This window comes from Geofilum sp. OHC36d9 (assembly GCF_052400685.1).
Taxonomy (GTDB): Bacteria; Bacteroidota; Bacteroidia; order Bacteroidales; family Marinilabiliaceae; genus CAZHHH01.
The window spans coordinates 125,207-140,153 of record NZ_JBQTGJ010000004.1; the positions used below are offsets into that span (position 1 = coordinate 125,207).

The following is a 14,947-nucleotide window of genomic DNA, read 5'->3' on the forward strand; positions in this document are numbered from 1 at the left end:
AAATTGACTTCCTTTTTTTTGTAAATAAAAACCGTTGGTTATTGATAAACCTGTTCGGAAGTATGTTTTCCGCCCACGAGTTTTTCATATTCGTCCTTGGAACCAACCACAAGCTTATTGTATAAACGTAAGCCGGTACCTGCAGGAATAAGATGACCACAAATAACGTTTTCCTTAAGACCATCCAAAACATCAATTTTACCACGAATAGCAGCTTCATTAAGTACTTTGGTTGTTTCCTGAAAGGATGCAGCCGACATAAAACTCTTGGTCTGCAACGATGCACGTGTAATCCCTTGTAAAACCTGACTAGATGTGGCAGGAACAGCAGCTCTGGCCGTTACCGGCTTGAGGTCACGTCGTTTAAGTTGCGAATTCTCATCTCTCAAACGGCGGGCTGTAATAATCATACCAGGTTTCAGACCCTGCGAATCGCCGGCGTCTTCGACCACCATCTTAGCCCAGATTTCATCATTCTCTTCCATGAAGTCAATCTTATCCACCATCTGCTTTTCGAGGAAACGGGTATCACCCGGATCAACAATCTCTACTTTACGCATCATCTGGCGAACAATAATCTCAAAATGCTTATCGTTAATCTTCACACCCTGTAAACGATACACATCCTGCACTTCATTCACAATATATTCCTGAACGGCTGTTGGCCCTTTAATTGCCAAAATATCAGCAGGCGTTGTAGCCCCATCAGAAAGCGGAATACCGGCACGAACGTAGTCATTCTCCTGAACCAAAATCTGTTTAGACAATGGAACCAGATACTTTTTAACTTCGCCCGTTTTGGAGGTAATAATTACCTCACGATTACCACGCTTAATCTTACCAAAGGCCACCTCACCATCAATTTCGGAAACCACAGCAGGGTTAGATGGATTACGGGCTTCAAATAACTCAGTAATACGAGGCAAACCACCAGTGATATCACCGGCACGCCCCATAGCGCGAGGAATTTTAACCAGAATCTGACCCTGAACCACCTGATCATTCTCATCAACAGAGATGTGAGCTCCCACCGGTAAGTTGTATGTTCTAAGCACCTCGTTGTCGCCCGAAAGAATCACCAATTCAGGGTTCTTCGTCTTGTCACGGGTTTCGATGATAACCTTTTCGCGGAAACCGGTCTGCTCATCAGATTCTTCCTTATAAGTAATACCATCAATAAGATTGCTAAAACCAACCTTACCGGTTTTTTCACTAATAATCAAAGCATTCCATGGATCCCATTCACAAATAGTATCACCTTTCTTAACCTCAGTACCATTTTTGATAAACAGCTTAGCACCATAAGGAATAGGCTGCGTTGTCAATGAAATATTGGTGTTTTTATCGACAATACGCATCTCAGCCAAACGACCAATAACCACATCAACATGACGTCCGTCTTCGGTGGTATGAGGTACAGTACGAAGCTCGTCAATTTCAACGATACCATCGTAACGGGCCAACATGGTACTCTCAGTGGTTACGTTACCGGCAGTACCCCCCACGTGGAAAGTACGCAAAGTTAACTGAGTACCCGGCTCTCCAATTGACTGAGCAGCTATAACTCCAACCGCCTCGCCTCTTTCAACCATACGGCCTGTAGCCAGGTTACGTCCGTAACACTTGGAACAAACACCCTTTTTACTCTCACAAGTCAACACCGAACGAATTTCCACTCTTTCGATAGGAGATGAATTAATTATTTCGGCTTCTTCTTCGGTAATCTCTTCTCCCGCCTTAACAATAATTTCGCCGGTAGTAGGATTATAAACATCGTGAACAGATACACGACCTAAAATACGCTCATATAAAGAAGCAACAATTTCTTCATTATTTTTGATGGCTGTAGCCGTTAAACCACGCAACGTTCCGCAGTCTTCTTCAGTAATAATAACATCCTGAGAAACATCAACCAAACGACGTGTTAAATAACCAGCATCGGCCGTTTTAAGGGCCGTATCAGCCAAACCTTTACGGGCACCGTGCGTTGAGATAAAGTACTCAAGAACAGAAAGACCTTCTTTAAAATTCGAAAGAATCGGGTTCTCAATAATCTGTCCCCCTTCGGCGCCTGATTTCTGCGGTTTCGCCATCAAACCACGCATACCGGACAACTGACGAATCTGTTCTTTAGAACCCCGGGCTCCTGAATCCAACATCATATAAACAGAATTGAACCCCTGACGGTCAGAACTTAAACGATCCATCAAAATGCCTGTCAACTTAGCATTTACGTGTGTCCAGATATCAATGATGGCATTATATCGTTCGTTGTTGGTGATGAAACCCATATTGTAGTTATTCAACACCTCTTCAACTTCCTGATAACCATGCGCAACCAACTCTTCTTTCTCCGGTGGAATAATTACATCCTCCAGATTAAACGATAACCCACCTTCGAAAGCCATACGGTATCCAAGATTCTTAATGGCATCAAGGAAGTCGGCAGTTGCGGGCGTGCCACAAACTTTATGAATTTTCCCAATGATATCACGCAACGCTTTCTTGGTCAGAATCTCATTAATATAACCCACTTCAGGTGGAACAACCTCGTTAAAAAGGATACGTCCAACCGTGGTTTCAATGAACATTAATTCGCGCTCACCCTTTTCGTTGAGGTCATAACTTTTAACCTTTACTTTGGTATGCAATTCAACTTTCTTCTCGTTGAAAGCAATCTTGGTCTCTTCGGGCGAGTAAAAAACTAAACCTTCGCCGGGAGCTCCCGGACGCATCTTAGTCATGTAATACAACCCCAGAACCATATCCTGAGAAGGAACAGTAATAGGAGCACCATTTGCAGGATTCAAAATATTCTGAGAACCCAACATCAACATTTGAGCTTCCAAAATAGCGGCATTCCCCAATGGCAGGTGAACAGCCATTTGGTCACCATCGAAGTCAGCATTAAAAGCCGCACAAGCCAAAGGGTGAAGCTGAATCGCCTTACCTTCAATTAAACGCGGCTGAAACGCTTGAATACCCAAACGGTGCAACGTAGGTGCACGGTTTAGTAATACAGGATGGCCACGTAGCACATTCTCCAGAATATCCCAAACCACAGGATCTTTACGATCCACAATTTTCTTGGCCGATTTAACCGTTTTTACAATACCACGTTCAATCAATTTACGAATGATGAATGGTTTGTAAAGTTCAGCGGCCATATCTTTTGGCAAACCGCACTCATGCAATCCCATCTCCGGGCCAATAACAATAACCGAACGAGCGGAATAGTCAACACGTTTACCTAACAAGTTTTGACGAAAACGACCTTGTTTACCTTTCAAGCTATCGCTCAATGATTTCAAAGGTCGATTGGCATCCGTCTTAACAGCGTTAGACTTACGTGAGTTATCAAATAATGAGTCGACAGATTCCTGAAGCATACGTTTTTCATTACGTAAAATAACTTCAGGTGCCTTTATTTCAATTAAACGTTTCAAGCGATTATTACGAATAATCACACGACGATACAAATCGTTCAAGTCGGAAGTGGCGAAACGGCCACCATCCAATGGAACCAAAGGACGCAACTCAGGAGGAGTTACCGGCACCACCTTCACAATCATCCATTCAGGACGATTCACCCCTTTGGAAGCACGAAAAGCCTCCACGACCTGAAGTCGCTTAAGCGCTTCATTTTTCCTTTGCTGTGACGTTTCAGTATTGGCTTTGTGACGTAAGTCGTAGGACAATTCGTCCAAATCCAATCGCGATAAAATCATGTGCAAAGCCTCAGCTCCCATCTTGGCAATAAACTTATTGGGATCTGCATCGTCCAATTGCTGGTTCCCTTTGGGAAGGCTATCCAGCATATCCAGATACTCTTCTTCGGTAAGGAAATCCATTTTTTTAACCCCGTCAACTTCCTTCACTCCGGGATTAATAACCACATACCGCTCATAATAAATGATGGCATCCAACTTTTTCGTTGGTAATCCGAGCAAATAACCAATTTTATTTGGCAATGAACGGAAATACCAGATATGCGCCACCGGTACCACCAAGGAGATGTGTCCCATGCGCTCACGACGGACCTTTTTCTCGGTCACCTCGACACCGCAACGGTCACATACAATACCCCGATAACGTATGCGCTTATATTTTCCACAATGACACTCATAATCCTTCACGGGACCAAAAATTCTTTCGCAGAATAATCCGTCTCTTTCAGGCTTATAAGTACGGTAGTTAATCGTCTCAGGTTTTAACACCTCACCACTCGATCTTTCCAGAATCTCCTCGGGCGATGCCAAACCAATAGAGATTTGGGTAAAATTACTCTTGACTTTCTGTTCTCTCCTGAATGCCATATATCGTAGAGTATTAAATAATTAAATTAAAAATCCAGCGGGTTTCCACACAGAAACCCGCGGATGAAGACTATTCAAGATTCACACTCAAACCAAGGCCACGCATTTCGTGTAGCAATACGTTGAGCGATTCAGGAATACCTGGTGCAGGCATGGGGTCACCCTTAACGATGGCCTCATAAGCTTTAGCACGACCTATAACGTCATCAGATTTCACGGTAAGAATCTCCTGAAGAATATTGGCTGCACCAAACGCTTCAAGCGCCCACACTTCCATCTCACCAAAACGCTGACCACCAAATTGAGCTTTACCACCCAATGGTTGCTGAGTAATTAATGAGTATGGACCAATAGAACGGGCATGCATCTTATCCTCAATCATGTGACCCAGTTTCAACATATAAATAACGCCGACTGTAGCAGGTTGGTGGAAACGATCACCGGTTCCACCATCGTACAGATAAGCCTTACCGAAATTAGGGACGCCTGCTTTATTGGTGTAATTAACCAGATCTTCTTCGGAAGCACCATCAAAAATAGGCGTTGCAAACTTAACCCCCAGAACTTTTCCGGCCCAGCCCAATACAGTTTCGTAAATCTGGCCCAGGTTCATACGCGAAGGCACACCCAATGGGTTCAAAACAATATCAACAGGTGTTCCATCAGCTAGAAATGGCATATCTTCCTGACGAACAATACGTGATACAATCCCCTTATTTCCATGTCGACCAGCCATTTTATCACCTACGGTAATCTTACGTTTTTTGGCAATATAAACTTTTGCCAACTGAACAATACCTGCGGGTAACTCATCACCAATGGTCACATTGTATTTCTGACGCTTTTCACGGGCTTCAAATTCTTTATAACGCAAGCGATAATTATGAATGACCCGTTGAACTAATTCGTTTTTATCTTTGTCAGTGGTCCATTTATTCGGGTTAATACTCAAATAATCAATATCCTGAAGAACCTTTAGCGTGAACTTAGTCCCTTTGGAAATAACATCCACACCCAAATAATCCTTGACACCCTGGCTGGTTTTTCCATTGATCAAAGAAAATAACTTCTCAACCAATCGATTATTTAGCTCATTAACAGAACGATTAAACTCATCATCAATCTTAGCCAAAACAGGCTTTTCCGACGAACGGGACTTCTTATCCTTAATAATTCTTGAGAAGAGCTTTTTCTGAATAACAACACCCTTTAAAGATGGTGATGCTTTTAATGAAGCATCTTTAACATCACCTGCTTTTTCGCCAAAAATGGCGCGAAGCAATTTTTCTTCAGGTGTAGGATCACTTTCGCCTTTAGGCGTAATTTTTCCGATTAATATGTCTCCAGGCTTAACATGAGCACCAACGCGAATCAAACCATTTTCATCCAAATCCTTGGTAGCTTCTTCACTCACATTGGGAATATCAGCTGTAAGTTCTTCCAAACCACGTTTGGTATCCCTTACCTCCAGCGAATATTCATCAATATGGATAGACGTGAAAATGTCTTCCCGCACCATGCGTTCATTTAAAACGATGGCATCCTCAAAGTTGTAACCTTTCCAGGGCATGAAAGCCACCTTAAGATTACGTCCAAGTGCCAATTCACCCTTTTCAGTCGCATAACCTTCCGTCAGAATCTGACCTTTAACCACCCGTTGTTCCTTTTCAACAATAGGACGTAAATTAATACTGGTGCTTTGGTTCGTTTTGAGGAATTTCGTCAAAGGATAACGTTTTGTATCCGGGTCGAAACTAACAAAACGTTGTTCGTCAGTCAAATCATAACGAATAACGATTTCTTCGGCATCGACATACTCAACAACACCATCACCTTCAGCAACAACCTGCGTACGTGAATCGCGAGCCAGCGGTGCTTCCAGGCCTGTTCCAACAATAGGAGATTCAGAACGAAGCAACGGAACAGCCTGCCGCATCATGTTAGATCCCATCAAAGCACGGTTTGCATCATCATGTTCCAGGAAAGGAATAAGCGATGCAGCCACCGAAGCAATTTGGTTAGGTGCAACGTCCATCAAGGCCACTTCCTCCGGTTCAACAACCGGGAAGTCACCTTCCAAACGAGCTTTCACACGCTGGTTAACAAAAACGCCATTTTCATCAAGCGGCGCATTCGCCTGCGCAATTGTTTTAGCCTCTTCTTCTTCGGCACTTAAATAGACAACTCCTTCATTGGTCAAGTCAACTTTTTTATCATCTACCTTACGATAAGGAGTTTCGATGAAACCCAAATCATTAATTTTGGCAAATACGCAAAGAGAAGATATCAAACCAATGTTAGGTCCTTCAGGCGTTTCAATCGGACACAAACGGCCATAGTGAGTATAGTGAACGTCACGAACTTCAAAGCCGGCACGCTCACGCGACAAACCACCAGGACCCAAAGCAGACATACGCCTTTTATGGGTAACCTCGGCCAACGGGTTGGTCTGATCCATAAACTGCGATAAAGCATTGGTTCCGAAAAAGCTGTTAATGACAGAAGAAAGTGTCTTACTGTTAATCAGATCAATAGGTGTAAAAACCTCATTATCGCGAACGTTCATACGCTCACGAATAGTACGAGCCATACGCGCCAATCCGACTCCAAACTGATTGGACAACTGTTCACCCACAGTTCTTACCCTACGGTTGCTCAAGTGGTCAATATCATCAACATCAGTTTTAGAATTAACCAGCTCGATCAGATATTTTATAATAGCAATGATATCGGCTTTAGTCAACACTTTGGTGCCAAGCTCAACATCCAGATTCAGTTTCTTATTGATTCGGTAACGACCAACGTCGCCTAAATCATATCGTTTATCAGAAAAGAAAAGTTTATCAATCACATCACGAGCCGTAGCCTCATCTGGTGGCTCGGCATTCCGTAACTGACGATAAATATGGACAACAGCTTCCTTTTCGGAGTTACAAGGATCCTTTTGAAGGGTATTATAAATGAGAGCAAAATCGTTACTATTTATAAGTTCCTTGTGCAAAAGGATGGTTTTCACACCAGAATCAACGATTTCGTCAATATGTTCATTTTCCAATACCGTTTCACGGTCAATAATAACTTCGTTACGCTCAATAGATACCACTTCACCCGTATCTTCGTCCACGAAATCTTCTATCCATGATTTAAGCACACGGGCAGCAAGACGACGTCCCACGACTTTTTTCAACGTAGCTTTAGACACCTTTAGTTCATCGGCCAGGTCAAAAATTCCAAGAATATCCTTATCCCCTTCATAACCAATCGCACGTAAAAGTGTTGTAACAGGCAATTTCTTCTTACGATCGATGTAGGCATACATCACATTATTGATGTCTGTTGCAAACTCAATCCAGGATCCTTTTAAGGGGATGATACGAGCCGAATAAAGTTTCGTGCCATTGGCATGAATACTTTGGCCAAAGAAAACGCCTGGCGACCGGTGCAGCTGAGAAACGATAACACGCTCCGCCCCATTAATAATGAAGCTACCTTTGTCGGTCATATAAGGTACCGTGCCGAGATAAACATCCTGAACCACGGTATCAAAATCTTCATGTTCAGGATCGGTACAATAAAGCTTCAGTTTAGCTTTAAGAGGTACACTATAAGATAACCCACGTTCAATACACTCATCAATAGTGTACCGCGGTGGATCAATATTGTAATCGATAAATTCGAGTACAAAATTGTTTCGGGTATCAGTAATCGGAAAATTTTCCAAAAATACTTGATTCAACCCTTCACTCTTCCGCTCTTCGGGTGTAGAACCCAACTGAAAGAATTCACGGAAAGACTTTAATTGAATCTCAAGAAAATCAGGATATGACAATTGATTCTTGATAGTAGCAAAGCTAATTCTTTCGGCAGTATTTGGAGTCATCTATCAACTAATTAATTGAACTTAATAACATACAAGCATAAAAAGGTTTAGGATTCCGCAATGCGGATTCCTAAACCGTCTCCCTTTATACAAGGGTTATCTGATTACTTAAGTTCAACTTCTGCTCCAGCTTCTTCTAATTGCGTTTTTAATGACTCAGCTTCTTCTTTAGAAACTTTTTCTTTAATAGCAGCTGGTGCTTTGTCTACTAATTCTTTAGCTTCTTTCAAACCGACACCTGTCATTTCTTTTACAAGCTTAACGATGGCTAATTTAGAGCCACCTGCAGATTTAAGAATGAGGTCGAACTCAGTTTGTGCAGCAGCTTCCTCGCCAGCACCAGCAGCAGCACCAGCAACAGCAACAGCTGCAGCAGCAGGCTCAATACCATATTCTTCTTTCAATACGTTAGCCAGTTCACTAACTTCTTTTACAGTTAAATTAACTAATTCTTCTGCAAGTTTTTTAATATCTGCCATTTTTGTAAGTGTTAATAAATTTCTGTTAGTAAAATTTTAATTTCTCTTCTCTAAAGTCTGTAGCACACCATGAATTGTATTTCCACCTGATTGAAGTGCAGAAACAACATTCTTGATAGGTGATTGCAACAATGCGATAACATCGCCCAGTAACTCTTCTTTTGATTTGATGTTTGAAAGAGCGTCTAACTGGCTCTCGCCAATATAAACTGATTCTTCAACATAAGCACCTTTAAAAACAGGTAGCGCTTCTTTTTTGCGAAAATCTTTGATCAACTTAGCAGGCATATTACCTGTATTACAAAAAAGAACGGCTGATGTTCCTTTGAGAGCAACATCTAAACCCTCGATACTTTTCTCACTCTGCTCGATCGCTTTTTTAAACAAGGTGTTTTTAACCACCAACATTTTCACGTCTTTTTGGTAGCAGAGACGACGAAGTGCACTGGTTGCGCCTGCATTCAAACCATTTGTGTCAGTCAGATAAAAGTGGCTGTACTCGGTAAGAATGTCGACCAGACCATTAATTATAGTAGCTTTTTCAGTCTTTTTCATGATTCCAAATTTCGCTTTAAATTAAACATTAAACCTCAAGAAACTTGGGTTCAATTCGAATTCCAGGACTCATGGTACTCGACAGGAATATGCTTTTTACGTACGTTCCTTTAGCAGAAGAGGGTTTCAACTTATTAACCATACTGATAAATTCCTTAACGTTTTCCACAATTTGTTCGGGACTGAAAGATACTTTACCCACAGAGGTGTGAATAATACCATAACGATCGACTTTAAAGTCAATTTTACCGGCTTTAACTTCTTTCACAGCCTTTCCAATTTCCATGGTAACTGTACCACTTTTAGGGTTTGGCATCAAACCCCGTGGTCCCAATACGCGTCCAAGGGCACCTACTTTACCCATTACACTGGGCATGGTAATGATAACATCAACGTCGGTCCAACCACCTTTGATTTTTTCGATATAATCGTCCAAACCAACGAAGTCTGCACCTGCAGCCTTAGCTTCCTCTTCCTTTTCGGGCGTACAAAGAACCAAAACTTTGGTTTCTTTACCGGTTCCGTTAGGCAGAGTAACCACACCACGTACCATTTGATTAGCTTTACGCGGGTCTACACCTAAACGAATATCTATATCAATAGAAGCATCAAACTTAGTAAAAGTCATTTCCTTTACCAGGTCGGCAGCCTCCTCAATGGTATAAACCTTATCGGCATCAACCTTCGCTAAAGCTAACTTTTTATTCTTTGTTAGTTTTGTCATTTTTGCAAACAAGTTTTAATTGTTACCCGGAAAATCACCATCAACGGTAATTCCCATACTTCTGGCGGTACCGGCAATCATCCTCATTGCAGAATCCACAGTAAAACAATTCAAATCGGCCATTTTATCTTCGGCAATAGCTTTTACCTGTTCCCAGGTAACAGAACTAACCTTTACACGGTTAGGTTCAGCTGAGCCTGATTTTACCTTGGCCACATCCAACAGCTGAACAGCTGCCGGCGGGGTTTTAATTACAAAATCAAATGATTTGTCTTTGTAAACGGTAATAACCACAGGCAAGACTTTTCCGCCTTTATCCTGTGTACGGCCATTGAACTGCTTACAAAATTCCATAATGTTCACACCCTTTGCACCCAAAGCAGGGCCCACCGGTGGTGATGGATTAGCTGCGCCACCTTTAATTTGAAGCTTAATAAAAGTTTCTACTTCTTTAGCCATTGTAGCAATTCATATTGGTTATTAAAATATCAGTTCGTTGGTAAGAAAGATCTTCATTTGTAGAGATAAGTCGTTTAACTCATCCTGGAAGCCCCGCTACTAAATAAGAAACTACTCTTTAACGACCTGTAAAAAACTTAATTCTAACGGTGTTTTACGGCCAAAAATTTTGACCATTACTTTCAGCTTACGTTTGTCACTGTTAACTTCTTCGATAACACCCGTAAAACCATTAAACGGACCATCAGTAACCTTAACACTTTCACCTTCAAAGAAAGGATTATTGAGTTCTTCGGTTGTTTCTGAAAGTTCATCAACTTTACCCAACATACGATTCACCTCAGCTTCGCGCATGGGGGTTGGAATATCGTTACGATCCGTTAAAAAACCTATCACGTTAGGGATATTCTTCAAAACATGAGGAACCTCACCAACCAAAGCTGCTTCAATCATAACATAGCCCGGGAAAAAATTACGGTCCTTACTGATTTTTTTCCCATTTCGAATCTGATACACTCTTTCGGTAGGGATCAAAACCTGGGTTACATAATCCTGCAGGTTCAGGCTGGCGATTTCACTTTCTATGTACTCCTTTACTTTCTTTTCCTTTCCTCCGATAGCACGAAGTACATACCATTTTTTATCAATATCAGCCATTCTGTTCTACGTATTATTAATACAGCTTAGTGTATACCCACTCAAGCAGATTATCAAAAGAAAAATCCATTACAAATATAACCATGGCTATAATTACAGAAGCAACCATAACAACAATGGCACTATTTTGTAATTCGGCCCATGTAGGCCAGGAAGTTTTATTAACTAACTCGTTATAAACTTCCTGAAAATAAACTTTAATTTTTTTCATGTCAACGCGCGGTTAAACCGGATTAGTAAACAAAGCACGGGAGGAGAGACTCGAACTCCCGACACCTGGTTTTGGAGACCAGTGCTCTACCAACTGAGCTACACCCGTATAAAAGGTTGAAATCAGGAAACCGATTTCAACCTTATATGATTAATTCTTAATATTGAATTATTGAAGAATTTCAGTTACCTGACCAGCACCAACGGTACGGCCGCCTTCGCGGATGGCAAAACGTAAACCAACGTTGAGAGCTACAGGGTAGATCAACTCAACAGTCATTGTTACATTATCACCAGGCATAACCATTTCAGTTCCTTCAGGAAGAGTGATTTCACCAGTGATATCCAAGGTACGAAGATAGAACTGAGGACGATATTTGTTGTGGAAAGGGGTATGACGACCACCTTCTTCTTTTTTCAACACATAAACCTCAGCTTTAAATTTGGTATGAGGTGTGATTGATCCTGGTTTAGCCAAAACCATACCACGTTTAATTTCTTTTTTGTCGATACCGCGAAGCAACAAACCAACGTTGTCACCAGCCTGACCTTCATCAAGAATTTTACGGAACATCTCAACACCTGTACAAACGGTCTTTTTGCCTTCAGAACCCAAACCGATGATTTCCATTTCTTCACCAGTTTTAATGATACCGGTTTCAATACGACCGGTAGCAACAGTACCACGACCAGTGATAGAGAATACGTCTTCAACAGGCATCAAGAAAGGTTTTTCAACATCACGGGGAGGCAGAGGAATCCATTCATCAACAGCATTCATCAATTCCATGATTTTATCTTCCCATTTTTCTTCACCATTCAAAGCACCAAGAGCTGAACCAAGAATTACAGGGGTATTGTCACCATCAAAAGAATAAAAATTCAATAGGTCACGAACTTCCATCTCAACCAGTTCCAACAATTCCTCATCGTCAACCATATCCACTTTGTTAAGGAATACGACAATACGGGGAACGTTTACCTGACGAGCCAAAAGGATGTGCTCACGAGTCTGAGGCATAGGACCATCAGTAGCAGCACAAACAAGAATAGCTCCGTCCATCTGGGCAGCACCGGTAACCATGTTCTTTACATAGTCAGCGTGACCTGGACAGTCTACGTGAGCATAGTGACGTTTTTCAGTAGAATACTCAACGTGAGCGGTGTTAATAGTAATACCACGCTCTTTTTCTTCTGGAGCGTTGTCAATAGAATCGAAACTCTTAACTTCGGACAACCCTTTTTTTGCTAAAACGGTAGTGATAGCAGCAGTAAGGGTAGTTTTACCGTGGTCGACGTGACCAATAGTACCGATATTAACGTGAGGCTTCGTCCTTTGAAATGTTTCTTTAGCCATAGTACTAGATAATTTAAGACAATTAGAACAATATTGAAACCGTAATTTTTACTTACTTGAGCCAATGATGGGAATTGAACCCATGACCTCTTCCTTACCAAGGAAGCGCTCTACCCCTGAGCTACATCGGCAACCTCAGAGCGGGAAACGGGACTCAAACCCGCGACCCTTAGCTTGGAAGGCTAATGCTCTATCAACTGAGCTACTCCCGCAAATCATTAAAGCTAACAAAGTTAGTGATTAAAAATCAGAAAAACATCAATTTCAGATGCATTTCCTCTTACCAACGTTGAACTAAAAGGCTGTTTTTCACCCGCAAAAACGTCGGATAAAATACCTCCTTTATTTCAGTTCAATAGGCTGATCATGATTGATAACCAGCCTATTAATTAGCTTTAAATCCAGCTTAAACACTGAAATTGGTGTGCAAATGTAAAACAATTTTGCAAACAACGCAAAATAATAAATCCTTTTTTAAATTATTTGGTTTTAATCTTTTCCTTTCGCTTTTCCAACTGCTTGCGAAGAGCATCACACGATAAATCAACAGCCTCCTCAAACGTTTTACTTTGTTTCTTAGCAAACAATTTTTGGCCAGGAATATCAAGGCTTATTTCTGTGACTTTGTTCTCAAGACTCTCGGACTTGTCAAGCCGCAGAATAACCTCCGCTTTGATGATGCCTTCAAAAAATTGATCCAATTTTCCAACTTTTTGTTGAATAAATTGCTCCAGCCGCTCAGCAGCATCGAAGTGAACAGATTGAATGGTAATATTCATAATCTCGCCTCCTTATTTTTCAGCTCGTGGATGAGCTTGTTTATAAATAGCATTTAATTTCTCAAAAGTGTTGTGTGCGTATACTTGCGTGGCATTTAAATTGGCGTGACCCAGCAATTCTTTAATCGCATTAAGATCGGCCCCACGATTCAACAGAACGGTCGCAAAAGTATGCCTCAGAATATGAGGGCTTTTCTTTTGCATGGTTGTCACCATCTGAAGAGAAGAATGAACAACCCGGTAAACTAACTTATGGTATATCTTTGCACCCTTTGAAGTAAGAAACAACCAAGGCTCAACTGTTGTTCCAAAAGTATCGTTTTTAACATCATTATACCTTTTGAACAGCAGAACTGATTCATTTGTCAGCGGAATAATGCGCTCTTTGTTACCTTTACCTAATACTTTAACCATCTTCTCCGTCAAATCAACATCTCTATGGCGCAGTTCAACCAGTTCGGACAGTCGCATTCCTGTATCATAAAAAAGCTCCAGTATCAGCTTATTTCTTACGCCTTCATAATCGTCTCCAAAATCGGTGTGATCCAGCAATAACTCCATTTCTTGCTCCTTCACAAACAAAGGCAAACGCTTGGGAGTTTTTGGAAGATTAACTGATGCTGCGGGATTTCCATCTATAATACCTAATCGTTGGAGGTATTTAAAAAAAGTCCTAACCGAAGATATCTTACGATGAATGGTACGCGGTGACATATCTGCTTTATGCAATTCTACGATCCAGTTACGGACGGTTTTGGGCTTTACGGACGCCAACAACGCAGTTTCGTCACCACCAAGAAAGGCAAAAAACTGCTCCAAATCGTGTTGGTAAGCTACTTGAGTATGATGGGAACTGCGTTTTTCATTTTGCAGATACCCTAAAAAGCTCTCTATATGGCGCATAAACAAAAATGTCTTATCAATCTCCTCTTTCAACGAATATACGAAAAAAAGAGAGATAAATAAGACACTACACAAGAAAAAAAATATCGGAACAAGCCTATTCTTCCTCGCGCTGTAATTGCTGAACGTATATAGCTTTCATTCTTTGCTCACGGCTAACAACAGAAGGCTTGGTAAATGCCTGACGTGAACGTAATTCACGCATAGTACCAGTCTTTTCAAATTTTCTTTTAAATTTCTTTAAAGCTCTTTCGATGTTTTCGCCTTCTTTAATAGGTACAATTATCATAATTATGTGTTTTAATTTTTTTTGGCTTGCAAAATTACAAATAATAATCCTGCTTTCAGTCTGTTAGAGACATAAAAATTAAACAGGTTTATTTTTTCGACTGCAAAGAAAAGGAAGTTTCCTTACAGCTACAAATTTTTGAAGATTTTTTTCATTAACGTCAAAGAAAAATCAATTATTTTGTCATTAATTCAATTTATCCCCGCAGCAGAAATATCCCAATTAGCTGCCACTACATCAGTATACTTTTAAAAAACAAATATTTAATCCGTCATACCCATTTGAAAAAATGCCATTAAAATGCTTAATGAACACCATGACATCACAACTTTCGGACGA

12 protein-coding genes and 3 tRNA genes are annotated in these 14,947 nt (G+C 41.0%); all 15 read right to left on the minus strand.

Features of this window, described 5'->3' with window-relative positions; all coding sequences use genetic code 11:
* Positions 1-38: 38 nt before the first annotated feature.
* The 15 genes from rpoC to rpsU all read right to left on the minus strand — a co-directional run bounded on the left by rpoC (position 39) and on the right by rpsU (position 14,608).
* Positions 39-4,316 (minus strand): DNA-directed RNA polymerase subunit beta', encoded by a 4,278-nt coding sequence (gene rpoC, locus ACT3CD_RS06700; protein WP_444644142.1) that lies wholly within the window; start codon positions 4,314-4,316, stop codon positions 39-41.
* Positions 4,317-4,386: 70 nt separating this feature from the next.
* A complete protein-coding gene (rpoB, locus tag ACT3CD_RS06705) occupies positions 4,387-8,196 on the minus strand; it encodes a DNA-directed RNA polymerase subunit beta (protein ID WP_444644144.1) in 3,810 nt (1,269 codons plus the stop codon).
* Positions 8,197-8,300: 104 nt separating this feature from the next.
* Positions 8,301-8,675, minus strand: a complete 375-nt coding sequence (gene rplL, locus ACT3CD_RS06710; RefSeq protein ID WP_444644146.1) for a 50S ribosomal protein L7/L12 — start codon at positions 8,673-8,675, stop codon at positions 8,301-8,303.
* A gap of 36 nt (positions 8,676-8,711) precedes the next feature.
* A complete protein-coding gene (rplJ, locus tag ACT3CD_RS06715; protein WP_444644147.1) occupies positions 8,712-9,230 on the minus strand; it encodes a 50S ribosomal protein L10 in 519 nt (172 codons plus the stop codon).
* Positions 9,231-9,258: 28 nt separating this feature from the next.
* Positions 9,259-9,954: a 50S ribosomal protein L1 gene (gene rplA, locus ACT3CD_RS06720; RefSeq protein WP_444644149.1), complete on the minus strand. Its 696-nt coding sequence runs from the start codon at positions 9,952-9,954 to the stop codon at positions 9,259-9,261.
* Between the two features lie 15 nt (positions 9,955-9,969).
* Positions 9,970-10,413 carry a 50S ribosomal protein L11 gene (rplK, locus tag ACT3CD_RS06725; RefSeq protein ID WP_444644151.1) on the minus strand — a complete coding sequence of 148 codons (444 nt, stop codon included), beginning with the start codon at positions 10,411-10,413 and terminating at the stop codon, positions 9,970-9,972.
* Positions 10,414-10,524: 111 nt separating this feature from the next.
* Positions 10,525-11,070 (minus strand): transcription termination/antitermination protein NusG, encoded by a 546-nt coding sequence (gene nusG, locus ACT3CD_RS06730; protein WP_444644153.1) that lies wholly within the window; start codon positions 11,068-11,070, stop codon positions 10,525-10,527.
* Between the two features lie 16 nt (positions 11,071-11,086).
* Entirely contained in the window at positions 11,087-11,281 is a 195-nt protein-coding gene (gene secE, locus ACT3CD_RS06735) for a preprotein translocase subunit SecE (RefSeq protein WP_444644155.1), read from the minus strand.
* 35 nt (positions 11,282-11,316) lie between these two features.
* Positions 11,317-11,389 (minus strand) — tRNA-Trp (locus tag ACT3CD_RS06740).
* A gap of 60 nt (positions 11,390-11,449) precedes the next feature.
* Positions 11,450-12,637 carry an elongation factor Tu gene (gene tuf / locus ACT3CD_RS06745; protein WP_444644157.1) on the minus strand — a complete coding sequence of 396 codons (1,188 nt, stop codon included), beginning with the start codon at positions 12,635-12,637 and terminating at the stop codon, positions 11,450-11,452.
* Positions 12,638-12,696: 59 nt separating this feature from the next.
* Positions 12,697-12,768 (minus strand) — tRNA-Thr (locus ACT3CD_RS06750).
* 8 nt (positions 12,769-12,776) lie between these two features.
* Positions 12,777-12,849 (minus strand) — tRNA-Gly (locus ACT3CD_RS06755).
* Positions 12,850-13,116: 267 nt separating this feature from the next.
* The gene (gene hpf / locus ACT3CD_RS06760; protein ID WP_444644158.1) at positions 13,117-13,416 is read right to left on the minus strand and encodes a ribosome hibernation-promoting factor, HPF/YfiA family; all 300 of its coding nucleotides are present in this window, start codon (positions 13,414-13,416) and stop codon (positions 13,117-13,119) included.
* 12 nt (positions 13,417-13,428) lie between these two features.
* Positions 13,429-14,319 (minus strand): tyrosine-type recombinase/integrase, encoded by an 891-nt coding sequence (locus tag ACT3CD_RS06765; RefSeq protein ID WP_444644160.1) that lies wholly within the window; start codon positions 14,317-14,319, stop codon positions 13,429-13,431.
* 97 nt (positions 14,320-14,416) lie between these two features.
* The gene (rpsU, locus tag ACT3CD_RS06770) at positions 14,417-14,608 is read right to left on the minus strand and encodes a 30S ribosomal protein S21 (RefSeq protein WP_444644162.1); all 192 of its coding nucleotides are present in this window, start codon (positions 14,606-14,608) and stop codon (positions 14,417-14,419) included.
* Positions 14,609-14,947 lie beyond the last annotated feature (339 nt).